This is a genomic window from Campylobacter sp. CNRCH_2014_2849 (genome assembly GCF_025772845.1).
Taxonomy (GTDB): Bacteria; Campylobacterota; Campylobacteria; order Campylobacterales; family Campylobacteraceae; genus Campylobacter_D; species Campylobacter_D lari_D.
On sequence record NZ_JAKMSW010000002.1, the window covers coordinates 89825 to 112858 of the forward strand.

Genomic DNA, 23034 nt, shown 5'->3' on the forward strand with positions numbered 1-23034 from the left:
TTAATGTTTAATAAAGTCGTTTTAGTAGGGAATCTTACAAGGGACATAGAAATGCGTTATGCTCCATCAGGTAGCGCAATAGGCTCTTCTGCTATAGCTGTAACAAGAAGATTTAGTACAAATACAGGAGAAAAAAGAGAGGAAACCTGCTTTATCGACATTAGCTTTTTTGGAAGAACTGCAGAAATTGCTAATCAATACCTTAATAAAGGTAGTAAAATTTTAATCGAAGGTCGTTTGAGATTTGAGCAATGGAGCGATCAAAATGGACAAAACAGATCAAAACATAGTATTCAAGTTGAAAATTTAGAAATGCTAGGTTCAACTGTGCAAAATAATCAACAAAGTAATTTTGAAAATCAAAATTATAGTTATAATCAAAATTTTAATCAACAACAAAGCTTTGATCCTTATGCTCAAGTACAAACTAGAACAAATTCATCTAATAATACCTATCAAAATCCTCAAAAGGAAGCCCCTATGAAGGAAATTGATATTGATAAATATGATGATGATACAGAATTACCATTTTAAAGGAAAAAACATGGCAGAAAAAAGAAAATACTCACGCAAATATTGTAAATATACTGAAGCTAAAGTTGATTTTATAGACTATAAAGATACAGCATTGCTAAAACATGCTTTATCAGAAAGATTTAAAATCATGCCACGCCGTTTAACAGGCACTAGCAAAAAACACCAAGAAATGGTTGAAGTTGCTATTAAGCGTGCAAGACATGTAGCACTTATCCCTTATATCGTAGATAGAAAAGAAGTTGTTACTAATCCTTTTGAAGGACTATAATTATTAAATCAAACCCAAGCTTTTTAAGCTTGGGAAAATAAAAGGTTGTTTTATGTTTTCAGATATAGAATCTGAAATTTATGTTATTTTACTTGCATCCGTTGCTATTATAGCGGTTTTAAATCCTTTTGGAAATCTTCCACAATTTATTGCAATGACTGAAGGTCTAGATGCTGATATAAGAAAAAAACTTTTTAGAAATATCATTTACACTGCATTTTGTATTGTTTTAGTTTTTTTACTTTCTGGACCATTTATCATGAAATATTTATTTAAAATAGATATTAATGATTTACGAGTTGCAGGTGGTTTGATTTTAATCATTATGAGTACAAAAAATCTACTTTTCACCCCATCAAGCACTCAATTTCAACACTATCAAGGATTAAGCCACAAAGAATTATTAAAAAAAAGTATAGTGCCAATGGCATTTCCTATGCTTGTAGGACCTGGAACACTTTCTACCATAGTAGTTATTTCAGAAGATCAAAATTTAGCTATAGCCATAGCTTCTGTATTACTTACTTTTGCTTTTATTTTTGCCTTATTTCACTTTTCAGCTACTATTGAAAAAGTTATCGGTAAGCTTGTGCTTTATGTTTTTTCACGCATTGCTTTAGTTTTTATTATGGCTATGGGAGTAAAAATGATAGCTATTGGAATTCAAACTTACATTCAATCTACCTAGGATAAATAAAAAAACTTTTTTGCAAAAACACTTCTTCATTTACTGCTTTATTAGTATTTAACAACACACTAATATTTACCGCTACAATACTTTTTGCATGAATATACTTTGCAATTAATTTATTATTTTTACATTCACCCAAAGGATAAGCATAATCAATTCGTATTTTTGTATTATTATATTCAAAATTATATTCACTTAAGCATTCTTTACCCTCCAAATAGGCTTGATATAAAAAATATTTAGCAAACTCTTTAGCATCATGAAGTAAAATATTTCCTTGAGTATAAAGCGTTAAATCTTTCATAATTCTTGGTGGATATGAAGAAATTTTTATTATAAACGCCATAATAAAAGAAATAAATAAAATAAAAAATATTGTATATATCATTGCAAATGATTTTTTCACAAAAGCATCCATTTATCTAAACATCTATTTTGAGTATTACTGCAAATTATAATTTTTAATAACTTACCATCATGCTTGAAAATAAGTTTTGAAATATTTTGAGCTAATAAAAATACTTGTTTGTTATGATTTAAATCATCAATTTGCATATAAATATTTTTATTTTTCAAATACACCTTAATATAAGCATATAAAATAGTATAAAATCCGCTAAAACTCTCATCAAAAAAATTGATTTTTTCTCTATCATCAACTAATATTTTATAGATTTTTGAATTTTTTATATCATAAATATACATATAATCACTAGTATATATTTTCAACTTCTTCATACTATGCATATCTTTATAATTGCTCAAAATTCCTTCAGAAATTCCATTTTCTATAAAATGCAAATTACTTTTTGGGCTAAAAAAACTTTCATTATTTTCTAAAATAATACCACTGAAGTTTAATTTTTTTAATGACAAATCATAAAAAATATCATCATTTGCACTCATATAACACTCAAAAGAATTACTTGTAAATATTGCATTCAAGCAAGAATTATAAATTTTCTCCATGCTAAGTAAAGCTTGATTTAAATCAAAAAATATTTCACTAGATTTTTTAACATTAAAACTATAATTATAAATATACATAGCTGGATTAATTAAAATAGTAATCAAAATACCCAAAATAACAAGGCTTAACGCAAGTTCCAATAAACTAAAAGCCTTTTTCATCTACAAAAGCTTCTTTATAGGATAAATCTTTTATTTTTAAAGATTTGAGTTTAAATTCATCACTAGTGTATTCTAAAAAGTTGTAAGTATTTATATTTATCTCTTTTGCTTTATATAAAGGAATTTTCTTTAGCAATTCTTTTTCTTCATTAAAAAGGGTTTGATTTTGCCATATAACATTTAAAGATTTATTTGCAAATACAAGATAATAAGATCCAAAAATAAAAGATAAAATTACAATACAAAAAGCAAGCTCTAGGAGACTAAAAGCTTGCTTCATTTATTTAAACTTGCATTAAAAGCTTCAAAAAAGGCACCGCGCAAAGCTCTTTTTTCCAAAGCTTCAATTCCTTTTATAGTTACTCCTGCTGGAGAACAAATTTTTTCTTTAATAATAGCAGGATGAGCATGATTAAACAAAGCACTAAAGCTTTCAAAACTTGCACGAGTAAGCTCATAACTAAGCTCATTTTTTAAACCATTTTTCACACCTGCATTAGCTAAACTTTCTGCTACCAAAGCCAAAAATGCAGGAGCACAACCACTCAAAACCATAGCTATATCAAATTCTTTTTCATTTTGCAAACTTATGGCTTTACCAAAAGTATTTAGCAAAGATAAAATTTCATCTTTAAATAAATCTTTTTCCATTAAATAAGCAGTTGTAGAAGCTTTAAATTCGGCTGCTGTATTTGGCATAATTTTCACATAATTTTGTGCATCAATACAATGAAGCCACTCAAAAGTAGTGTTTGCTAAAACCGAAATAAGCCATCTTGCCTTGCCTTTTAATTTAACAGCTACTTCTTCTAATGCATAAGGTTTAAAAGCCAAAATAATATTTTTATTATCCATATCAAACTCATCATACGATAATACTTTTAAATTTAAACCACTGGCTTTTTTTAAATCCCTAGCAACAATAACTACTTTATAAGTATCCTCTAAACCTTTAGCTATAGCACTTGCCATAGCACCATTTCCTAAAATATAAATTTCAGACATTATTTTGTTTGTTTAATAAAAGCTGAAATCTTTTCAGACTGAAAATAATTAGGATATTTGCTTGTATCTAAAATCACTTGCACTAAAGAGTTATTATCATAATTCATCACAACAGGTGCTAAAAAATTTACCGTAGATTCTTCCAATGGCTCATTAATAGCTACTATAACAAACACACCAAAATTAGTTTGCTCATTTAAAGCTAATAATTCTTGATAATAATCAGGCACTTCAAAATCATAATCAGGACGGATCATATAAGGATCAATCATCACAAAAGAAAAATCTTTACCATCAAGGCTTTTAAGTCTATAAAAAACCTCGTCTATTTTATAAAAATTCATATTTTTGGTATCTTCAAAACCTAAAATAGGACATTTAACTTCTAAGTTCATCTTGCCTCCTAAAATCTATTGACTAAGAAATTACAACTCATTAAGCAATTTTAGTTCCAATTTTAAAAATTACACTAATTAAGAGTTTTTGACTATAATTTTAGTTTTAAAAATTAACAATTTCATAAACATAAAAACATTATAATTACAATTATTAAATTTATAAGGTAACACAATGAAAAAACTTTTTATTTTTTCACTTATTATTGCAGGTTTATTTTTAGGAGCATGTAGCTCGAAAAAAGCTGAAGATTTATATAATCTAAGTTCTATGGAATGGTATCAACAAATTATAAAAGATTTACAAGAAAAAAATCTTGAAGCAGCTGATAAACACTATACTTCAATGGCAGGTGAGCATATTGCTGATCCATTATTAGAACAAACTTTACTTATATTAGCTCAAGCTCATATTAGTGAAGAAGAATATGAAATGGCAAATTTTTATCTTGATGAATATTTAAACAAATTTGGTGATTCTAAAAATGTAGCTTATATAAGATATTTAAAAATCAAAGCTAAATTTGACTCTTTTGCTGTTCCAAATCGTAACCAAGCCTTAATGCTAAAAACAATAGAAGAAATCAAAGAATACAATCAAAACTATCCTAATGTACAATATAATGATTTAATCGATACTATGCTAACTAAATTTAATCTTGCAGTTTTTTACCTTGATACAAGTATAGCAGAGTTATATCAGAAAAAAAACAGAGAACAAAGCTATCAAATTTATAAGCAAAAAATCGAAAATTCCGATTTTAATAAAATTGATATGATTAAACCAGAACTTCCATGGTATAGAAAAATATTTGAAGAAGGTATAATGTAATGAAATTAGAAAATACTCAAAACTATCCAACAAAACTTCCCATTCTTGTAGAAGATGAGCTTTTTTTATACCCTTTTATGATAACACCTATTTTTTTAAATGATATGCAAAATATTAAAGCCTTAGATACCGCTTTACAAAATGAAAGTATGATTTTTGTGGCACCATCAAAAATTGAAGGTGGGCGTGGCTTTGATGATATATATGATTGTGGTGTCATTGGGAGTATTATGAGAAAAGTTCCACTGCCTGATGGCAGGATTAAAATTTTATTCCAAGGATATGCAAAAGCCAAGATTGTTGAGAGAATTTCGGATGATCCTTTATATGCTTTAGTTGATTTAATTCATCAAGAGCCAATTTGCAATACAAAAAAAGAAGCTATTATAGAAGTAGTTAGAGAAAAAGCAAAAGCTTTATCGACTGTGAGTCATTATTTTCCACCTGATCTTTTAAGAACTATAGAAGAAGATGTCGAGCCTAGCAGAATTTGTGATCTAATATTAAATTCTATTAAAATCAAAAAACAACAAGCTTATGAATTTTTTATCGAAACTAATTTAGAAACTAAGCTTTTAAATTTAATTGATTATTTAGCTAAAGAAATTGAAGCAAATAAAATCCAAAAAGAAATCAAAAATAAAGTTCATTCTAAAATTGACAAGGTTAATAAAGAATACTTTTTAAAAGAACAACTCAAACAAATTCAAAGAGAGCTTGGAAGCGATATACAAAAAGAAAGCGAAGTAGAGGAATATAATAAAAAATTAGAAAAGAAAAAAGCTTTTATGTATGAAGAGGCTTATAAAGAAATCAAAAAGCAAATTCAAAAATATGAAAGAATTCATCAAGATAATTCAGAAGCTTCTATGGTGCAAACTTACATAGAAACGGTTTTAGATATACCTTTTGAGCACTCCTCAAAGAAAAAACTAAATTTAAAAGATGTATCTTTACAACTCAATAGTGATCACTATGCCCTAGAAAAACCAAAAGAGCGTATTGAAGAATACTTTGCAGTTAAAGAACTTTTAGAAAAACGCAAGATTAAAGATAGAGATGGTGCAAAAGTCATCTTGTGCTTAGTTGGCCCTCCTGGTGTTGGCAAGACTTCTTTAGCAAATTCAGTCGCAAAGGCATTAAAAAGAGAGTTAGTGCGCATAGCTTTAGGTGGTTTAGAAGATGTTAATGAACTAAGAGGACATAGAAGAACCTATATAGGAGCTATGCCAGGACGCATTATACAAGGACTTATAGAAGCAAAACAAAGCAACCCAGTAATTGTGCTTGATGAGATTGATAAACTAAGTCGCAATCATAGAGGAGATCCAAGTGCAGTTTTACTTGAAATCTTAGATCCTGAACAAAATACTAAATTTAGAGATTATTATCTAAATTTTAACATCGATTTAAGCAAAATCATTTTCATAGCTACTGCAAATGATGCAAGTTTAATTCCACCTGCTCTAAAAGATAGAATGGAATTTATAGAACTTAGCTCTTACACTCCTCAAGAGAAATTCCAAATAGCCAAAAACTATCTCATACCTGATGAAATAAAAAAACATGGATTAAAAAAAGAAGAAATAAGCTTTAGTGATGATGCTATAGAATTAATAGTGAATGAATATACTAGAGAATCAGGTGTAAGAAATTTAAGAAGAAAAATTGCTGAAATTTGTAGAAAATGTGTTAAAAAACTTCTTTTAGAAAAAGATATTAAAAATATTGAAATTAATGATAAAAATTTAAAAGATTTTTTAAGTAAAAAAGTCTTTGAAATAGAAAAGCACGAAAAAGAAAATAAAATCGGACAGGTAAATGGACTTGCTTGGACTGCAGTAGGTGGAGATGTATTGAAAATCGAAGCCATTAAAATCAAAGGCAAGGGTGATCTAACTTTAACAGGGAGCTTAGGCGATGTAATGAAAGAATCAGCAAAAATTGCTCAAAGTCTTGTTAAGAATTTAATCGATGATGAACAAATTAAAGTCTCAAAGAAACTTTTCTACAAAGAAGATGAAAACATATACAATCAATACAATCTTCACATTCATGTACCAGATGGAGCCACTCCAAAAGACGGACCAAGTGCAGGCATAACTATTACCACAGCCATTGCTTCTATTTTTAGCAACAAGAAAGTAAAATCAAATGTTGCAATGACTGGAGAAATTGATCTAATGGGCAATGTTCTACCAATAGGTGGTTTAAAAGAAAAACTTATTGCTGCTTATAAAGCTGATATTAAAACAGCCATTATCCCACATAAAAACTATGAAAGAGATTTAAAAGATATTCCTGAAGAAGTAGTAAAAAATATGAAAATTATTGGGGTAAAAAATTTACAAGAAGTTTTAAAAATAGCTCTTATCTAAATTAGAAGCTTTAAGCTTCTAATTTATCTATAATAGCTTTACTTTCTCTTTCTAAATTTTGTATATCTTCTATAATACAATCATAATCCTCTTTAGAAATGCTTTCCTTTTTAGAAAGCTTCACTGCTTTGTTAGCTACATTTTGAATAAATTCACTTTTAGACTCTAATTCTTTAGGAGGAATTAAAGGACAGAAAATGCTTTTTGCATCTTCATCTTTACATAAAGTTGAAATAGGATCTAGATTTTGAAGATTTTCTTGAGAACCATTTAGAGTTAAATAAACATCAGATTTATATAATATATGATCTATTTTCATAGCAGAAAGAGTTAAATCAGATGCAAAATTAACAAAATCTTCTCCTAAATGCAAACTCTTTCCTTCAAGATCTTTAAAAGCTTGGCTAAAATCTAAAATTTTAGCATCAGAAGAACTAGCTATACCATAAACCTTCTCACTATTTTCTTGTATTAAGCCTATTTCTTGATTCATTACTTGAATTGCTAAAGTAATTTCACCTGTTGCTTTTTGTGTTTTTTCGGCAAGTTGTCTTACTTCATCTGCAACTACCGCAAAACCTCTACCATGCTCTCCCGCACGAGCTGCCTCAATAGCTGCATTTAAAGCAAGTAGGTTAGTTTGATCTGCAATATCCCTAATTACTTCAACAATCGCATTGATGTTTTGAGAATTTGAAGCAAAAGTATCAACAGCATTTTTACTTTCATTGGCTACTTGCATCATAAAACCAATTGATTCTTGTAAGCCACCAATCTCGATACCATTTTTTTGCGCTGTATTAGAAATAACTTTAATATCACCAAAAACTTTCCTCATAAGTTTAATGATAGCATTTAAATCTGTAGATAATTTTAATAAATTTTTATTTTGACTATTTAAACTCAAGTCCATAAGTTCTCTTGATAAAGCATTCTTAAACACCAATTTTCCAGTTTTTTCTATCTCATCCAAAGCTTTATTAATAAAGTTAATATTATGAACAAAAATACCTTTTAAACCTTCAGGGATAGCTCTTCTAAAATATTCACCTTTTTGAGAACAAGCAATTGAAGTATTTATTTCTCTTAAATAAGCCTCTAAACCATCTATTGTGTTATTAAGATTATCAGCAATTTCTTTTAATTTTTTATTAGTACATTTAATATATACAATTCTTGAATCAAAATTACCATTTTTTAACTCTCTACTAAGATGTAAAATCTTATCACTAAATTGTTCTTCTTTTTTTAAAATAAACAATCCATATATAAATAAACAAAACAAAACTAAAAAGAAACCTAAAGAAATAAACTCTGCATAAAGCAAAGAATTAATACAGGCTACTATGCTTAAAACTATACCAAGAAACAAAATATTTTTCATAAGAAATCCTTTTTTTATTTTTGAATTTTCATCATTAGTTCATTATAGGTTACCCCATAAGATTTTACTATTGCTTTTAACTCCTCTATTCCAGATTTAATACCACCATCTTTTTCTTTCAACAAAAGAACTTTATAAATTTCTTCCATTGTTTTGATAGCATCAACATTAGGTTTTCTTCTAACTGAATAATAATTTAAAATGTTTCCATTTTCATCACATGAAGCAGTTACATTAGCAAAAACCCAATAATAATTGTTATATTTTGTTTTATTTTTTACAAAAGCAAAAATTTCTTTTTTAAGCTGAATGTTATCCCATAAATATTTAAAAACCGTTCTTGGCATATCAGGATGACGCATAATACTGTGAGGTTTATATAAAATTTCATCAATTTTATAATCAGAATATCTCAAAAAATCCTCATTTGCATAAATAATCTCACCTTTTAAATTAGTTTTTGATGTTATTAAAACATCCGAGGTTAGAATTTTTTCTGAAGACATAACACAATCTCCTTAGTTTAAAATTAAAAAGAGAGTGATTATATCTTAATACAAAATAATAATTTATAAACAAAATTTATCAAATTCATCTTTGAAGCTCTAAAATTAATTGATTATAACTCATACCATAAGAATTAACTATCTTAACAAGTTCATCCAGTCCGGCTTTTATACCATCTTTTTCTTCTATTTCTAAAAGAATTTTATAAACTTGCTCTATGGTTGATATTGCCTCTCTTTTAGGTTTTCTTCTAACTGAATAATAATTTATAATATTTCCTTGTTCATCAAAAGAAGCTGTAACATTAGTAAAAACCCAATAATAATCATTTTGTTTGGTTTTATTTTTAACAAAAGCAAAAATTTCTTTTCCATCTTGTATATAATCCCATAAACATTTAAAAACAGTTTTTGGCATATCAGGATGACGCACAATATTGTGAGGTTTATATAAAATTTCCTCCATTTTATAACCCGCATATTTTAAAAAATCATCATTAGCATAAATAATATCCCCTTTTAAATCTGTCTTAGAAGTTATTAATGTATCTGGTTCTAAAATTTTTTCTTGCGACATTTTTTTCCTTATAATTTATTTACAAAATATTATATTTCATTTATCATAAAATTTCATTGAAATTAAAACCTTTGTCATAAAGTATCTTTCTGACTAATTCTTGATGTTCTTTTCCTTTTGTTTCTAAAGTAATTGAAATCATCGCATCACCATATTCTAACTTAGTGGAAAATCTATCATAATCAATTTTAACTATATTAGCTTGAGCTTCTTTTATAGCATCACTCAAAGTACTCAAAGCTCCTGGTTTATCAACCAAAGTAACATTGATAAGCATTTTTCTAAAAGCTTTAAACAAACCTTTTTCTATGATAATATTTAACATTTGTACATCAATATTTCCACCGCTTAAAATCACGCCTATTTTTTTATGATTTTTTAAATCTATTTTTTTATGTAAAAGTGCAGCAACTGCTGATGCTCCAGCACCTTCAACTGTGATTTTGTGTTTTTCAAGTAAATACAACACCGCATTAGCTATTTCTTCATCATCAACTTGAATAAAATCATCAACACATTCAAGAATAATATCAAAATTAATTTTATTTACATCACGCACCGCAATACCATCAGCTATGGTTCTCACAGCCTTTGAATTGATTATTTTTTTACTTTTAAAACTCTCATACATAGCAGGAGCTCCTTTAGCACTTACTCCAATAACTTTTATATTAGGATTAATCTGCTTAGCAGCACTCGCCACTCCACTAATCAAACCTCCACCACCAACTGGAGCTAAAATCATATCTAAATCACTTATTTCATCAAGCATTTCAAGCATTAAAGTACCCTGCCCTGCTATAATACTTTCATTTTCAAAAGGATGAATAAAATTTAAATGATGTTCTTTAGCATAATTTAACGCATAAGCATAAGCCTCATCAAAATTATCTCCTTTTAAAATCACTTTTGCACCTAAATTTTTAGTCGCACTTACTTTTAGCAAAGGTGTAGCTTCAGGCATAACAATCACAGCTTTTATCCCAAATTTTTTAGCACTAATTGCAACTCCTTGTGCATGATTTCCAGCGCTTGCAGCTATTACACCTGCTTGCTTTTGTTCTTTACTTAAATTAGCAATAGCATTATAAGCACCTCTGATTTTATAAGCACCTGTTTTTTGTAAATTTTCACATTTTAGAAAAACATCAGTATCTAAAAACTCACTTAAAAAAGAAGAGTGCACCAAAGGGGTTTTTAATACAAAATCTGCAATTTTTTGCTTTGCTTGATAAATTTTATTTAACTCAATCATGATTTACCTTTTTATCTAATTCTATTTTAATACAACGATCTTGAACGCAATTTATACCAAATTTTTTACATTTTTGCATTATTTCATCGTTAATAATACCAAGTTGCATCCAAAAATTTTTAACATTTTTAGCTAAAAGATCTTCAAAAATTTCATTTGCGTAACTTGCTTTTCTAAACATTACAACCGTGTCAATTTCAAAAGGAATTTCCCTTAAATTTCTATAAACTTTCTCGTTTAAAATAAAATCTTCTTTAGGATAGATAGGATAAATTGTATAAGATAAATCTTGTAAATATTTGCTTACAAAATACGAAGGTTTTTCTTGATTAGGACTAAGTCCTATAATGGCGATATTTTTCATAGAACTTAGTATTTTATGAGTATCACACAATGCTTTTTCCTTATTTTTAAAAAAGCATTGTATCTAAAATAAAATTAACAAAAAGTTTTTTTAACTATTAATAAATAATATAAAACAAGAGCAAACAAAACAAGTACAGCGCAAAGTGCATAGACATTAGCAAAACCTATACTTGGTTCAACAATACCCAACAAATAAGGACTAACTCCTATACCAAAATCCAAAGATAGAAAAAAAGTAGAATTAGCTAACCCCATTTTTTCTTTAGGAGCTAGTTTGATAGCCAAAGCTTGTGCACTTGAAGTAGCATTTGCATAACCTAGTGCACAAAATATACCGGCGATAATAATCATATAAAAATTTTTTGCAAACGCAAGTAAAAGTAAACACAATATAAAACTAAATAATGAAAAAATTATTACAATATTAGCTCCATGTTTATCAAATACCTTTCCAGCAAGAGGTCTAAAAACTATAGAAAATCCGGCATATATTACAAAAAACATAGATCCAGCAAAGCTTAAATTTAAACTTTGAGTATAAGCACTCATATAAGCTATAATAGCTCCAAAAGGACATGCGATCAAAAAAGTAATCAAAGCCAAATTTAAAACTGATTTTTCAAAATAATTATAAATACTAAATTTTCTTTTTACATGATAATGTTTTTTAAATCTTCTTACTTTTAAAAAAATTGATAAAACTAATGCAAAGATAATACTCACACTTGCAATTAAAAAGCTTAGTTGAAATAAGTTGATAGAGTCAAGTTTTATGGCCAAAAAAGGCCCTAAAGCTGAAGTTAAAACAACACTCGTGGCATAATACCCTATACCAATTCCTCTTTTATTACTAGGTATTATTCTAGCAATAGCTGCTCCACAAGCACAAGAACAAATTCCATAGCAAACTCCAGCTAAAAAGCGTATCAATACCAAAAAATACACATTATAAAATTTCAAATACATTAAATTAATAAAAAGATAAAATAAAAGTGAAAATATAATCACTTTTTTTATATTAATACCATCAATAATAGAACCAAAATAAAGTCTAGAAAGCAAAGCACCTATAACAAAAGCACCCATTATAAGTCCTGCGGTGCTAGTTTGAAGATTTAAAACACCCAAAACATAATCTGTACTAGAAATAGTACTCATATAAAAAACAAGACAAATAACAAAATTTATCCCAAAAATACAGAAAAAATTTATATTAAATAAATTATATTTCTTACTAAGACCCATGAAAAAACCTTTCTTAAATTTTTTCATTGATATAATCAAGTAATTTTAAAAGCACTTCTTGATCTTGTTCATCTAATATATCTAAGATTTCTTTTTCATATTTTCTTATACAAACATTTGCATCAAAAAAAATTTCTTTACCCTTGGCACTTAAAGTAATGATCTTTTCTCTTTTATCATCAGCTTTTAAAAACTCTATATATTCAAGTTTTGCTAGTTTGGAAACAACTCTAGAAAGTATAGCTTTATCCATTTGATAAAATTCACATATTGGAGCTAAAGTGCTATTTTGATGATGGCTTAAATAAACAAAAACTCTCCAATCACTTGATTTCAATCCAAATGGCTTTAAAATTTCATTGACTTTATAGAGTATTTTTCTATTTGTATAAGTAATTTTTTGAAAAAATATGAGAAATCCTTTGTAAAAATTAATTGATTAAATCAACTATTTTAATAGTAACAAAGATTACATAAATTCTAACTTATATAAGTTTTTTCCTTAAATACATTCTGCATTTAAGATAAAAAATATCAAAAAATTAAAGCTTGTAACTTTGTTATAATATTTTAAATTTACAAATATTTGTAGTATTGACAAACTCAAATTAGCTTAGATTAAACTATGACATTAGAGACTTTATTTATACTAATAAAACTTGCATTATTATTTTATAATGCTTAATATAATTTAACATAAGTCAATAAATTTTACCACTGAGTATTGTAAAATATTAAAAATTATCGCAATAAAGGTTGTAATCATGATCGATATTTATCCTTATATACTAATAATACATTTATTTTGTGCTATATTTTTTATAGGATTTTTATTTACCGATGTATTCTTATTAAGAAAATTAAATTTGGATATAAAAAATACAATTAAAATAATGCCACCTATTGTATTGATTTTATTTCTTAGCGGTTTATATTTAGCTCATTTTCACTTAAATTCATTAAATTGGATATTTATTTGCAAAATATTCTTTGCTTTATGTATTTTTATATTAATACTATTTTCTCTTTTTTATAAAATAATCTTAAAAAAACAAAATCCTTTTCATGCATATATTCACCCTATTGTATTTATTTTTACTATAATTATTGTAATATGTGCAAAATTAATGTTTTATATTGTTATTTGATTTTCAAATAAACACCACATTCAAGATGATTTGTGTTTGCAAATTGATCAAAAAATGCAAATTTGGATATTTTATGAGTTTTGCATAATTTCTCAAGGTTTTCTTTTAAAGTGATAGGATTGCACGATATATAAATGATATTTTCATAATTTTTAATAAGTTCAATCACACTTAAATCAAGTCCTGCTCTTGGAGGATCAACTAAGACATGAGATATTTTAAAACCATCTAAATCTATGTCTTTTAAGCGATTAAATTCCCTTTCTTTTTTCAATGCTTGACTTAACTCTTCACTAGAAAGCCTTGTAAAAGTTATATTTTCAATAGAATTTAAAACGCAATTTTTTAAAGCAAACTCAATATTTTTCTTAGAAATTTCAGTTGCTAAAACTTTTTTAAAATTTCTTGCTAAAGCTATGGTAAAATTTCCATAACCACAATAAAGCTCTAATAAATCTTGCTTAAAATCACTCTCTACACAAGATACAACCCATTCGTTCATCTTTTCATTAATAAAAGTATTGGGTTGGATAAAACAATCATTATTAAACTCATATAAAAATTCATTTGTATTGATATTTAAAATTTGTCTTAAATTTTCTCCATTAAATACAAGTTTTTTACCCCTACTTCTTGCTATGAGCTTGAGATTTAATTTTTCTGCTAATTCTTGTAAATCTTGTGTGATTAGCTCTATATTTTTATGGAAAAGTAAAGTTATACTTAAATCTAATTTTGTAGCTAAAAACTCTACTCCAAAAAGCTTTTCTTTTAAATTTTCATTTAGATTATTTAATAAAATAGGCATATATTTTTGAATTTTTTCATCTGCTATATCAAAATTTTCAATAGGAATTTTTTTCTTATTTTCAAACATTGCATAAGAAATTTTCCCATTTTCATGATGATATATAGAAAATTCCGCCCTAGTTCTATAAGCTTTTAAAGGTGATTTAAAGCACTGAATTTCTCCATCATATAAAGAAGAAAACAATGCTTTGTTTAAAGCAATTTTTTCTTCAAAATACATTTACGCATCTACCTTTTTGCCAACCACAAAAAGTAAAGCTATCATAGCTAAGATTCCAAAAACAAGTCCTAGCCACACATTAAGTCCTAATGCTACTGGTAAATAACCACAAAGTATACTAATAGCACAAACACTCAAAGCATAAGGCATTTGTGTACTAACATGAGCTAAAAGATCACACTTACTTCCCATAGACGAAAGTATAGTTGTATCAGAAATTGGCGAGCAATGATCTCCAAAAATAGCTCCTGTTAAAACCCCTGAAATATTAATAATCATATATTGGTGTAACTCTGCTCCGCTTAATTCATTATGAACCCCAACAGCCATAGCTAAAGGAATAGCCAAAGGCATTAAAATACCCATAGTTCCATAACTAGTTCCCGTTGAAAAAGAAATAATAGAAGCAAAAATAAAAATTGCTGTAGGAAGCAAATAAAGAGGTGTTTTATCTGAAAATAAGTCAATTAAATATTTAGAAGTTCCCAAATCTTTAATCACAGAAGCTAATGACCATGCACAAAGTAAAATAATCACAGTCATAATCATAGTTCTCCAGCCATGAGTCCAAACCGCAATAGCTTCTTTTAAAGTAAATATTTTTCTATACATTCCCAAAATAATAGCTACTATGGTAGCTAAAAGCGCTGCTTGAAACAATACAACTGAAGCATCAGCTGCGCCAAAAGTCTCTCTAAAAGCAAATAAACTAAGCGGTGCTGCATCAATTTGTGCTTTAACACTCACATCATCTAAGGCATTATAACCACTAAAATAAAAACCTATAAATGAAAACACGATCAAGACAGCTAAAGGTATAATAGCATTAGAAGCTTGCAATTTTACATGCTCTTTTGGCTCTAAGACCTTATCTTCTATATTATCAATTTGTTCATGACCATGAGAAAATTTACCTGCTCTAGCTCTAAGTTCAGCTTTTAACATAGGTCCAAATTCCCTACCTGTATAAATAGTCAAAACAACAAAAATCAACATAAAAAGATTATAAAATCTATAAGGTAAGGTTTGTACAAAGATTTCAAAAGCGTTAATTTCTTCTTTTACTACACCTAAATGTGCAAAAGTTGCATTATCAATTAGATCATATCCGCTGCGAATTAAAGAAATTTCAAGTCCTATCCAAGTAGAAATGATAGCAAGACCGGTAATTGGTGCTGCAGTTGCATCCATTATAAAAGCAAGCTTTTCACGGCTTACTCTAAATTTATCTGTTACCGGACGCATGATAGGACCTACGATTAATGAATTGGCATAATCATCAAAGAAAATAAAAATTCCCATGCACCAAGTAGCAAATTGTGAGCTTTTTGCTTGTTTAGCTTTAGTAGAAAGCCAAAGAGCTACTGCTTTTGTCCCCCCTGTTTTGGTAATAAGAGCTACAACACCACCTATAGTTAAAACTTGCAATAAAATTCCTGCATTACCCGGACTTGCCATGGCATTTACCACTTTGGAAATAAAGCCTGTAAAAGAAGCAATGATAGCATGGTAAATACTATTTTCAATAAGTCCTAACATAAAAGTACCACTTAATGCACCAATAAATAACGAAAGTACTACATCTTTAGTAACAAAAGCTAAAATAATAGCTATCACCGGTGGTAAAAGCGTCCAAGCTCCAAAAAGTTCTGCATTTGCTTGTGCATCAGCAAATAACAACAAAGGAGCTAATAATAAATAAAAAATTTTCATAATTATCCTTAAGTTTTTATATTTTTTCGCTAAAAGTTCCTGCCCATGTTTGAGTCACAGGCATAAGCTCTATTTCGTTAATATTAATATGCTCAGGTAAGCTAATGATAAAAGTAATAATTTTTGCTATATCTTCAGCTTTGATATATTTAGTATTTTCATAAACCTCATCAGCTTTTTTAATATCACCTTTAAATCTCACTTCACTAAATTCAGTTTTACAAAGCCCTGGAGCGATATTTGTTACTTTTATATTACTTCCACGCAAATCCGTTCTTAAAGCTTTGGAAAATTGTGCCACAAAAGCCTTAGTTCCACAATAAACATTACCTCCATAATAAGGCACATTAGCTGCAATTGAGCCAAGATTAATTATGTGGGCATTTTTTGCTTTTCTAAGTAAAGGTAAAGCAGCTCTTGCTACATATAAAAAGCCTTTGATATTAGTATCTACCATGGCTTCAATATCTTCAATATCCAAAGAATCAAATTCATTTAAACCTAAAGCAAGACCTGCGTTGTTAATAAGCAAAGAAATATTGCCAAAATCTTGAGGTAAATTTTCAATTGATGCAAAAACTGCTTGTTTATCTCTAACATCAAGTTCTATGGGATAAATTTTATCCCCATAAAGCTCTTGTAGTTTTTCTAATCTATCTTTGCGTCTTGCTATAGCTATAACTTTATAATCAAGTTCTATTAAAGCTTTTAAACTCTCTAGTCCAAAACCTGAACTTACTCCAGTTATTAAAGCAGTTTTCATGGTTGTGTCTCTTCATATAGCATCAAATTCTCATTTTCCTTTAAACCAAGTTTTTTTAGATATTTAATATTTTGTTCTTTTTTTGCAATTATGGCAAAATCAAGAGCGTTAAATCCCAAATCATCAATTTCTTTATAATTTGCTTTGTAATCTATAAGTAACTTAAGCATTTTTACATCTGCATAGTTTGCTCCATGCATAAAAATATTTTTAGAAGTATGCTCAAGTGCACATAAAGTAATGAAATATGGCGTATTGCTTCCCATACTAGCAATAGAAAGTTTTTCATTATCGTTAATGTATTTTTGATTTACATTAGCTCCATTTTCTAACAAAACTTTTGCAACCTTATAATTGTTGTATTCAACTGCATAAAACAAAGGTGTTTTTCCAAAAGAATTTCTATAATCAATAATAGCCCCATTTTCTAATAAAAGCTTGACATTATCTGCACTATCTAATGCAAAAAACAAAGCAGACTCATAACCTTCATTTATTTTTACACCTAATTTTATAAACTCACTTATAATTTGACTTTCTCTATTGTTTAACAAAGCAGATTTAAAACCATTATTTAATTCTAAATTGCTAATTTTTTTAGAATAAATATATTCTTTTATTTGTTCTAAAGAGTTGTTTTTATTAGCCACAAATTTTTCAAAGTCCGAAATATCTTTAAAGATTTTAGTCTCACCAACTGCCCAATTTAAAAATTCATTCAAAGCATTACTAGCAAAGTAAATAGCACTTGCTTTATCTAGATTAAATTCGTTTTGAAAATATTTTGTTAAAGGATTAATCGCATTATTATACTCTTTCCAAAATTCCTTAAAGAGTTTAAAATTTCCTATACTTTGATAAGCCCAAAATCTAAAATAAGCTTTTAATTTTGCAAATTTTTCTTCAAGTATTATAGGATCTTGTAAAGTTTTTTGATAAACTTGCGGATCAAGTGCAATTTCTAATAATTTAAAATCAAATTTTCTCAAATCGCTAAAATATTCCCCTCCCATACAGGCACTATTGCTTCCTCTAATTTCATTAGCAAGCTCATATAATCTTTTTGTAATTTGATTATTTTTTAAAGAAAAATCGCAATTTAAATCTACTTGAGCAAAATCTTGAGAAACTTGTGGTTTAAACTCTTTAAAAAAATCCATCTTATTTTCTTTGACATACCCGCAAGTGTAATCTAAAGCTAATGCATTTAAACTTATAATCAAACTAAATAATAAAATCCTCAAATATTTTCCTTTGATATAAATTAAATCACTATTTTAACTAAATTTTTGCTTTAATAACAATTAATTAATTTAAAATTCATACAATGATTATTTTAAAATGAGGAAAAAATGTATCAAAGTTTTTACAAAGCTAGTTTTGCTTATATTCTTTTGCAGAGTAATGAAAATAAACTTATCAATGTTGATTTTATAACATATAAGCCCAATTTTAGCAAAGATAAACACATTATTTTAGAACAAGCCTTAGAAGAACTAGACCTTTATTTTAATAAAAAACTTTTTTTCTTTAATACACCCCTAGCTCTTCAGGGGAGCGAATTTGAGCAAAAAGTATATAAAGCTTTAATTAAAATTCCCTATGGACAAACTAAAACATATCAAGAAATTGCTTCTTTTATCAATCATCCAAAAGCTTTTAGAGCGGTAGGTAATGCAAATTCTAAAAACAAACTTGCAATTTTTATACCTTGTCATAGAGTGGTAGCTAAAAATCACTTAGGCGGATACAATGGTGGTTTATTTATCAAAGAAGCTTTACTTAAATTAGAAGGTGTGCTTTAAAATGCCAAGTTTATTACTAGCAAGTTTTATTTGGGCTTTTTCTTTTCCATTAATTGGGCATTTTATAACCTTAGAAATGGATAGTTTTTTTGCTGCATTTGCAAAAGTTTTTTTGTCTTTATTAGTATTTTTACCTTTTTTAAATTTTAAGCTGAATTTGCATTTAAAACTAAAACTCATAAGCATTGGAGCTTTACAACTTGGTGTGATGAATTTATTTTATTATCATTCTTTTTTATATTTAAGTGTAAGCGAAGTGGCACTTTTTACGATTTTTACACCTTTTTATGTTGTACTTTTTTATGGGCTTTTTTCAAAAAATCTTAGATATTTATATTTTATAAGTATTTTTATATGTATTGTAGGTGCTTTTGTAGTTAAATTTGATAATATTAACTCTAATTTTTTATATGGCTTTTTACTTATTCAAGGAGCTAATTTAGTATTTGGCACTGGACAAAGTTTTTATAAAATTTTATTAGAAAAAAATACAAATTTAAATCAAAAAGAAGCTTTCGCTTATTTTTATTTAGGCGCAACCAGTATAACCCTACCTGCTTTTTTATTTTTTGGAGATTATAATAATTTACCATCCAATTTAAGTTCTTGGATAGCTTTGATTTATCTTGGGACTATTGCTTCAGGACTTGGATATTTTTTATGGAACAAAGGCTCCACTGAAGTAGATAGCGGGGTTTTAGCCTTGATGAATAATGCTATTATACCTATAAGTATTTTTATCAATATGAGTATTTTTGGAGTAGATGTAGAGCTACTACCTTTTTGCATAGGGACCTTGATCATTCTTTTTTCATTTTTTATACATAAAAAAATCATGCATTATTATAATAAGAAATCTTACTCAAATACAAACCACTAGCAGGAACTAAAAATCTACAATGAGCTTTTTTAGCATTGATTTGCTCTAAAAGCTCATTTTTACTCATTTTTCCTTCTAGTACTTTTAAAATACTTGCCATCATCATTCTAATTTGAGATCTTAAAAAACCATTTGCTTCAAAATAAAACACAGTGTAATTTTTATAAGCATAAACTCTAGTTTTATACATTTTTCTTATACTTGTTTTATTATCAGAACCTTCTTTTTGAAAGAGTTTAAAATTATGCTCTCCTTCAAATAAAAAAGCAATTTCCTTAGCTAATTTAATATTTATTTTTGGATAAAAATGCACATATGAGGCTAAAAAAGGATTATATTTTTCATGACTTATAATATAGCGATATGCTCTTTTTTGCACATCAAAACGCACTTGGAAATTTTCTTGCATTCTTTGGATATGCTTTATATGTATAAATGGGTGTGCAAAATGATTGATTTTATTTTTTAAATATACAAAATCTTTAAAATGTTCTCCCGCTTTTACGCAAGCGACTGCATTAAATGCATGCACACCTTTATCAGTTCTTGAAGCAAATAAAGGCTTTTCATAAATACCCAAATGCGACAAGGCCTGCGCTAAGGTATCTTGAACACTAAGCTTATGTGGCTGGGTGGCTGAACCTTGAAATTTAGAACCATCATAAGAAAAAGTTAATTTTAAAAGCATTAATACTTACTTGCAATTTTTGCTTTAAAATAAAACAAAGAAGTAATTAAAAAGCTTGAAAAAATCACAGCAATAGCTACAAAAGGAGGGTTATAAAAACTAATCAAAAGCGTAAAATAAGCAAAAATAATCACAAAAATTCCAAAATAAGCAAAACCTTTTTCATAACGATAAGTTACTATACCAAAAGAGAGTGCAAAAAGCACGCTAGCTAAAGGAAATAAAGCTATAAGAATATAAATAACAAATTCTTTTGCTTTTTCTTTATTGCTTGTTACATCAGACCAATACCCATAAAAACTTTGAGTATTTAATTCTTTAGAAGAAAGTTTGCTTTTAATTAATAAATTTTTAAAACTAGAAATATGCCAATCTTCTTCTTTAATCTCATAAGCCTTTCCTTCATCTAGTTTAAAAGTAATAACACCATCATTTGTTTCTAACTTTCCTTCTTTGGCTAAAATCACTTGTTCTTTATCTTGTGGGTTTTTCTTTGGATGATACATTATGATATTTTTATAAGTTTCATCAGAATTTTTGGCATCGATAAAAACAAGCCATTCTCCATATCTTTGTCCAAATTCCCCTGTTTTTATACTTACTTTAGCACTAATTTTTTTATAATCTACAAAATTATCAAAAAGTTCAAAAGATATAGGTATAAAAACCAAAACCACCACAAGCATAAAAGCACTTACCAAAACTGCAATTTTTGCAAAAAAACTTGCTATCATGCTTGGAGCTATACTCAAAGCAAATAACACTGTGCTTTCATTTTCCCTAGAAAGTCTATAAAAGGCCAAAGTCAAAGCTATGAAAAAAGATATGGGTAGAGTAAAAATTAATATCTTTGGTAAAAGAAAAATATATAATTTGATTAATTCAAAAAAAGTAATTTCAATATAAGCGGTAATTTTAGCAAGTTGTATAAAAAAAATAATCGAAACAATAATAAATAAAGTAAAAAATAAAGATAACATTGTACTTAAAAACTGATTAAGCAAATACTTATAAACTAGTTTCATAATATACTTTCTACACTTAGATTAATCAAAATTCCACAAAATAAAAAAGGAATCATAGGCATTTGATAATCTTTCTTGGCTATTTTTATAAACATCAAAAGACTTAAAAAACTTGCAATAAATAAAATCAAAAAGCCTTTTTCATAGCCAAAAATTCCAAAAATCAAAGCTATTATTATAACATCACCTTCCCCTAAACTTTCTAAAATTTCATCTCTTTTTTTAAAATTTTTAATAAAATTAATCACACTTTTTAGTATAAAAATTAACCCCGCTCCAAAACACACTCTAAATAAAAAGCTATCTTGAAAATCCTCTAAATTTAAACCATTTTGCAAAAAATCAAAACAAAAAGCTAAAACAAACAAAATCCAAAGCCAAAGCTCACTCACTGCTTTTAGATAATAATCCATCCAAGAAAGTGCTAGTAATACAGCTAGCATACAAGCAAAAATTAAAATTTGAAAAACATCTTCGATTAAATAAAAAGCAAAGACAAACAAACACGCACAAATAAATTCATTAAAAGGATAAATCAAAGAAATTCTTTCTTTACAAAAAACACATTTGCCTTTTAAAAATACAAAAGATAACAAAGGAAAAAGATGATAAAATTTCAAAGTTTTAAAACACTTAGGGCATTTTGATCTTGGGCTTATTATGCTTTCTTTATTAATCGTTCTTAAAATCAAAACATTGACAAAAGAACCCACACAAAGCCCTAGTAATAAAAATAAAAATATCATTTACCAAAGGTTCTTTTGCGTTTTTTAAACTCAGTAATGATATTTGTGATTTCTTTTTTAGTAAGTGCAGGAAATAAAGTTTGACTAAAATAAATTTCTGCATAACTTGACTGCCATAATAAAAAATTTGAAATTCTTTTAGCACTCCCTACCCTTAAAAACAAATCCACATCTTCACTTAAGTCAAGATTTGCTTGTATATTTGCTTCATTAATTTCAAGATTTTTTTCAATCACCTTTTTAACCGCTCTAACTATTTCATCCTTGCCTCCGTAAGAAATAGCTAAATTTACGCATAATTTTGTGTAATTTTTAGTTTGTTCTTGAAAATTTTGTATTTTTTTTAAGGTTAATTCATCCAAAAGACTTAAATTTCCTATGGCTTTAAAACGCACTTCATTAGCTATAAATTTATTTAAAGATTCATCAAGATATTTATTTAACAGCTTAAAAAGAAACTCCACTTCTTCTTTTGGTCTTTGCCAATTTTCTGTACTAAAAGCATAAAGGGTTAGATTTTGAATTTTTTCATCTATACATACTTCTATAATTTTTTCAACAACTTTAGCACCTTGACTATAGCCAATTTTTTCTAAAAGTCCATTTTTTCTAGCCCATCTTCTATTGCCATCCATTACTACAGCAAGATGCTTTAACTCATTCATT

General features: G+C 27.5%; 26 protein-coding genes and 1 pseudogene. 7 read left to right on the forward strand and 20 right to left on the reverse strand.

Annotation, left to right across the window (positions count from 1 at the left end; all coding sequences use genetic code 11):
* Positions 1-3 precede the first annotated feature (3 nt).
* From L8X33_RS01840 to L8X33_RS01850, 3 genes are read left to right on the forward strand one after another with little or no spacing between them, the layout of a single operon-like run.
* Positions 4-534 carry a single-stranded DNA-binding protein gene (locus L8X33_RS01840; RefSeq protein WP_263669805.1) on the forward strand — a complete coding sequence of 177 codons (531 nt, stop codon included), beginning with the start codon at positions 4-6 and terminating at the stop codon, positions 532-534.
* A gap of 10 nt (positions 535-544) precedes the next feature.
* Positions 545-805: a 30S ribosomal protein S18 gene (rpsR, locus tag L8X33_RS01845; protein ID WP_039618521.1), complete on the forward strand. Its 261-nt coding sequence runs from the start codon at positions 545-547 to the stop codon at positions 803-805.
* Positions 806-857: 52 nt separating this feature from the next.
* Positions 858-1493 carry a MarC family protein gene (locus L8X33_RS01850; protein ID WP_263659084.1) on the forward strand — a complete coding sequence of 212 codons (636 nt, stop codon included), beginning with the start codon at positions 858-860 and terminating at the stop codon, positions 1491-1493.
* Here L8X33_RS01850 and L8X33_RS01855 read toward each other — a convergent pair.
* The 5 genes from L8X33_RS01855 to fliW all read right to left on the reverse strand — a co-directional run bounded on the left by L8X33_RS01855 (position 1486) and on the right by fliW (position 4027).
* Positions 1486-1800 (reverse strand): hypothetical protein, encoded by a 315-nt coding sequence (locus L8X33_RS01855; RefSeq protein WP_133318786.1) that lies wholly within the window; start codon positions 1798-1800, stop codon positions 1486-1488. The genes L8X33_RS01850 and L8X33_RS01855 overlap by 8 nt on opposite strands.
* Positions 1801-1898: 98 nt before the next feature.
* Positions 1899-2627: a prepilin-type N-terminal cleavage/methylation domain-containing protein gene (locus L8X33_RS01860; RefSeq protein WP_263669806.1), complete on the reverse strand. Its 729-nt coding sequence runs from the start codon at positions 2625-2627 to the stop codon at positions 1899-1901.
* Positions 2611-2907, reverse strand: a complete 297-nt coding sequence (locus L8X33_RS01865; protein ID WP_263661811.1) for a hypothetical protein — start codon at positions 2905-2907, stop codon at positions 2611-2613. The genes L8X33_RS01860 and L8X33_RS01865 overlap by 17 nt, the downstream gene beginning before the upstream one ends.
* On the reverse strand, positions 2904-3632 hold the full coding sequence (locus L8X33_RS01870; protein WP_263661812.1) for a pyrroline-5-carboxylate reductase: 729 nt from the start codon (positions 3630-3632) through the stop codon (positions 2904-2906). Before L8X33_RS01870 ends, L8X33_RS01865 begins: the two co-directional genes overlap by 4 nt.
* Positions 3632-4027, reverse strand: a complete 396-nt coding sequence (gene fliW / locus L8X33_RS01875; RefSeq protein WP_012661666.1) for a flagellar assembly protein FliW — start codon at positions 4025-4027, stop codon at positions 3632-3634. The genes L8X33_RS01870 and fliW overlap by 1 nt, the downstream gene beginning before the upstream one ends.
* 175 nt (positions 4028-4202) lie before the next feature.
* Between fliW and bamD the strand changes: the two genes are divergently transcribed.
* Positions 4203-4859 carry an outer membrane protein assembly factor BamD gene (gene bamD / locus L8X33_RS01880; RefSeq protein ID WP_263669807.1) on the forward strand — a complete coding sequence of 219 codons (657 nt, stop codon included), beginning with the start codon at positions 4203-4205 and terminating at the stop codon, positions 4857-4859.
* On the forward strand, positions 4859-7237 hold the full coding sequence (gene lon / locus L8X33_RS01885) for an endopeptidase La (protein WP_263669808.1): 2379 nt from the start codon (positions 4859-4861) through the stop codon (positions 7235-7237). Before bamD ends, lon begins: the two co-directional genes overlap by 1 nt.
* A gap of 10 nt (positions 7238-7247) precedes the next feature.
* Here lon and L8X33_RS08750 read toward each other — a convergent pair.
* The 11 genes and pseudogenes from L8X33_RS08750 to L8X33_RS01940 all read right to left on the reverse strand — a co-directional run.
* A pseudogene (locus L8X33_RS08750) lies at positions 7248-7919 on the reverse strand (methyl-accepting chemotaxis protein); the annotation flags it as partial.
* 716 nt (positions 7920-8635) lie between these two features.
* On the reverse strand, positions 8636-9127 hold the full coding sequence (locus tag L8X33_RS01895; protein WP_263669809.1) for a PAS domain-containing protein: 492 nt from the start codon (positions 9125-9127) through the stop codon (positions 8636-8638).
* Between the two features lie 85 nt (positions 9128-9212).
* Complete coding sequence (locus L8X33_RS01900) at positions 9213-9704, reverse strand: PAS domain-containing protein (protein ID WP_263665206.1); 492 nt, start codon at positions 9702-9704, stop codon at positions 9213-9215.
* A gap of 43 nt (positions 9705-9747) precedes the next feature.
* Positions 9748-10959 carry a threonine ammonia-lyase gene (gene ilvA, locus L8X33_RS01905; protein ID WP_263669810.1) on the reverse strand — a complete coding sequence of 404 codons (1212 nt, stop codon included), beginning with the start codon at positions 10957-10959 and terminating at the stop codon, positions 9748-9750.
* A complete protein-coding gene (locus L8X33_RS01910; protein ID WP_257928492.1) occupies positions 10952-11323 on the reverse strand; it encodes a CoA-binding protein in 372 nt (123 codons plus the stop codon). Before L8X33_RS01910 ends, ilvA begins: the two co-directional genes overlap by 8 nt.
* 74 nt (positions 11324-11397) lie before the next feature.
* The gene (locus L8X33_RS01915; protein WP_263659077.1) at positions 11398-12570 is read right to left on the reverse strand and encodes an MFS transporter; all 1173 of its coding nucleotides are present in this window, start codon (positions 12568-12570) and stop codon (positions 11398-11400) included.
* A gap of 13 nt (positions 12571-12583) precedes the next feature.
* The gene (locus L8X33_RS01920) at positions 12584-12907 is read right to left on the reverse strand and encodes a MarR family winged helix-turn-helix transcriptional regulator (protein WP_133318774.1); all 324 of its coding nucleotides are present in this window, start codon (positions 12905-12907) and stop codon (positions 12584-12586) included.
* 803 nt (positions 12908-13710) lie between these two features.
* Positions 13711-14748 (reverse strand): tRNA (uridine(54)-C5)-methyltransferase TrmA, encoded by a 1038-nt coding sequence (trmA, locus tag L8X33_RS01925; protein ID WP_263669811.1) that lies wholly within the window; start codon positions 14746-14748, stop codon positions 13711-13713.
* On the reverse strand, positions 14749-16461 hold the full coding sequence (locus L8X33_RS01930; protein WP_133318771.1) for a Na+/H+ antiporter NhaC family protein: 1713 nt from the start codon (positions 16459-16461) through the stop codon (positions 14749-14751). It abuts the gene before it with no gap.
* A 16-nt stretch (positions 16462-16477) separates the two neighbouring features.
* A complete protein-coding gene (locus tag L8X33_RS01935) occupies positions 16478-17224 on the reverse strand; it encodes an SDR family NAD(P)-dependent oxidoreductase (RefSeq protein WP_263669812.1) in 747 nt (248 codons plus the stop codon).
* On the reverse strand, positions 17221-18468 hold the full coding sequence (locus L8X33_RS01940) for an ankyrin repeat domain-containing protein (RefSeq protein WP_133318769.1): 1248 nt from the start codon (positions 18466-18468) through the stop codon (positions 17221-17223). The genes L8X33_RS01935 and L8X33_RS01940 overlap by 4 nt, the downstream gene beginning before the upstream one ends.
* A gap of 108 nt (positions 18469-18576) precedes the next feature.
* Here L8X33_RS01940 and L8X33_RS01945 point away from each other — a divergent pair, with 108 nt between their 5' ends.
* Together L8X33_RS01945 and L8X33_RS01950 are read left to right on the forward strand one after the other, a co-directional pair.
* The gene (locus L8X33_RS01945; RefSeq protein WP_220567261.1) at positions 18577-19029 is read left to right on the forward strand and encodes a methylated-DNA--[protein]-cysteine S-methyltransferase; all 453 of its coding nucleotides are present in this window, start codon (positions 18577-18579) and stop codon (positions 19027-19029) included.
* A gap of 1 nt (position 19030) precedes the next feature.
* Positions 19031-19909, forward strand: a complete 879-nt coding sequence (locus L8X33_RS01950) for an EamA family transporter (protein WP_263669813.1) — start codon at positions 19031-19033, stop codon at positions 19907-19909.
* Here the strand turns inward: L8X33_RS01950 and truA are convergent.
* From truA to uppS, 4 genes are read right to left on the reverse strand one after another with little or no spacing between them, the layout of a single operon-like run.
* Complete coding sequence (gene truA / locus L8X33_RS01955) at positions 19863-20597, reverse strand: tRNA pseudouridine(38-40) synthase TruA (RefSeq protein WP_263669814.1); 735 nt, start codon at positions 20595-20597, stop codon at positions 19863-19865. The genes L8X33_RS01950 and truA overlap by 47 nt on opposite strands.
* Positions 20597-21622 carry an LptF/LptG family permease gene (locus L8X33_RS01960; protein ID WP_263669815.1) on the reverse strand — a complete coding sequence of 342 codons (1026 nt, stop codon included), beginning with the start codon at positions 21620-21622 and terminating at the stop codon, positions 20597-20599. Before L8X33_RS01960 ends, truA begins: the two co-directional genes overlap by 1 nt.
* Positions 21619-22368 carry a prepilin peptidase gene (locus L8X33_RS01965; RefSeq protein ID WP_263669816.1) on the reverse strand — a complete coding sequence of 250 codons (750 nt, stop codon included), beginning with the start codon at positions 22366-22368 and terminating at the stop codon, positions 21619-21621. The genes L8X33_RS01960 and L8X33_RS01965 overlap by 4 nt, the downstream gene beginning before the upstream one ends.
* A complete protein-coding gene (gene uppS, locus L8X33_RS01970) occupies positions 22365-23033 on the reverse strand; it encodes a polyprenyl diphosphate synthase (protein ID WP_263660975.1) in 669 nt (222 codons plus the stop codon). The genes L8X33_RS01965 and uppS overlap by 4 nt, the downstream gene beginning before the upstream one ends.
* Position 23034: the final 1 nt, after the last annotated feature.

Coding starts and splice junctions, on each gene's coding strand:
- L8X33_RS01840 (WP_263669805.1), top strand. CDS start 4: ATGTTTAATAAAGTCGTTTTAGTAGGGAATCTTACAAGGGACATAGAA.
- rpsR (WP_039618521.1), top strand. CDS start 545: ATGGCAGAAAAAAGAAAATACTCACGCAAATATTGTAAATATACTGAA.
- L8X33_RS01850 (WP_263659084.1), top strand. CDS start 858: ATGTTTTCAGATATAGAATCTGAAATTTATGTTATTTTACTTGCATCC.
- L8X33_RS01855 (WP_133318786.1), bottom strand. CDS start 1,800: ATGAAAGATTTAACGCTTTATACTCAAGGAAATATTTTACTTCATGAT.
- L8X33_RS01860 (WP_263669806.1), bottom strand. CDS start 2,627: ATGAAAAAGGCTTTTAGTTTATTGGAACTTGCGTTAAGCCTTGTTATT.
- L8X33_RS01865 (WP_263661811.1), bottom strand. CDS start 2,907: ATGAAGCAAGCTTTTAGTCTCCTAGAGCTTGCTTTTTGTATTGTAATT.
- L8X33_RS01870 (WP_263661812.1), bottom strand. CDS start 3,632: ATGTCTGAAATTTATATTTTAGGAAATGGTGCTATGGCAAGTGCTATA.
- fliW (WP_012661666.1), bottom strand. CDS start 4,027: ATGAACTTAGAAGTTAAATGTCCTATTTTAGGTTTTGAAGATACCAAA.
- bamD (WP_263669807.1), top strand. CDS start 4,203: ATGAAAAAACTTTTTATTTTTTCACTTATTATTGCAGGTTTATTTTTA.
- lon (WP_263669808.1), top strand. CDS start 4,859: ATGAAATTAGAAAATACTCAAAACTATCCAACAAAACTTCCCATTCTT.
- L8X33_RS01895 (WP_263669809.1), bottom strand. CDS start 9,127: ATGTCTTCAGAAAAAATTCTAACCTCGGATGTTTTAATAACATCAAAA.
- L8X33_RS01900 (WP_263665206.1), bottom strand. CDS start 9,704: ATGTCGCAAGAAAAAATTTTAGAACCAGATACATTAATAACTTCTAAG.
- ilvA (WP_263669810.1), bottom strand. CDS start 10,959: ATGATTGAGTTAAATAAAATTTATCAAGCAAAGCAAAAAATTGCAGAT.
- L8X33_RS01910 (WP_257928492.1), bottom strand. CDS start 11,323: ATGAAAAATATCGCCATTATAGGACTTAGTCCTAATCAAGAAAAACCT.
- L8X33_RS01915 (WP_263659077.1), bottom strand. CDS start 12,570: ATGGGTCTTAGTAAGAAATATAATTTATTTAATATAAATTTTTTCTGT.
- trmA (WP_263669811.1), bottom strand. CDS start 14,748: ATGTATTTTGAAGAAAAAATTGCTTTAAACAAAGCATTGTTTTCTTCT.
- L8X33_RS01930 (WP_133318771.1), bottom strand. CDS start 16,461: ATGAAAATTTTTTATTTATTATTAGCTCCTTTGTTGTTATTTGCTGAT.
- L8X33_RS01935 (WP_263669812.1), bottom strand. CDS start 17,224: ATGAAAACTGCTTTAATAACTGGAGTAAGTTCAGGTTTTGGACTAGAG.
- L8X33_RS01945 (WP_220567261.1), top strand. CDS start 18,577: ATGTATCAAAGTTTTTACAAAGCTAGTTTTGCTTATATTCTTTTGCAG.
- L8X33_RS01950 (WP_263669813.1), top strand. CDS start 19,031: ATGCCAAGTTTATTACTAGCAAGTTTTATTTGGGCTTTTTCTTTTCCA.
- truA (WP_263669814.1), bottom strand. CDS start 20,597: ATGCTTTTAAAATTAACTTTTTCTTATGATGGTTCTAAATTTCAAGGT.
- L8X33_RS01960 (WP_263669815.1), bottom strand. CDS start 21,622: ATGAAACTAGTTTATAAGTATTTGCTTAATCAGTTTTTAAGTACAATG.
- L8X33_RS01965 (WP_263669816.1), bottom strand. CDS start 22,368: ATGATATTTTTATTTTTATTACTAGGGCTTTGTGTGGGTTCTTTTGTC.
- uppS (WP_263660975.1), bottom strand. CDS start 23,033: ATGAATGAGTTAAAGCATCTTGCTGTAGTAATGGATGGCAATAGAAGA.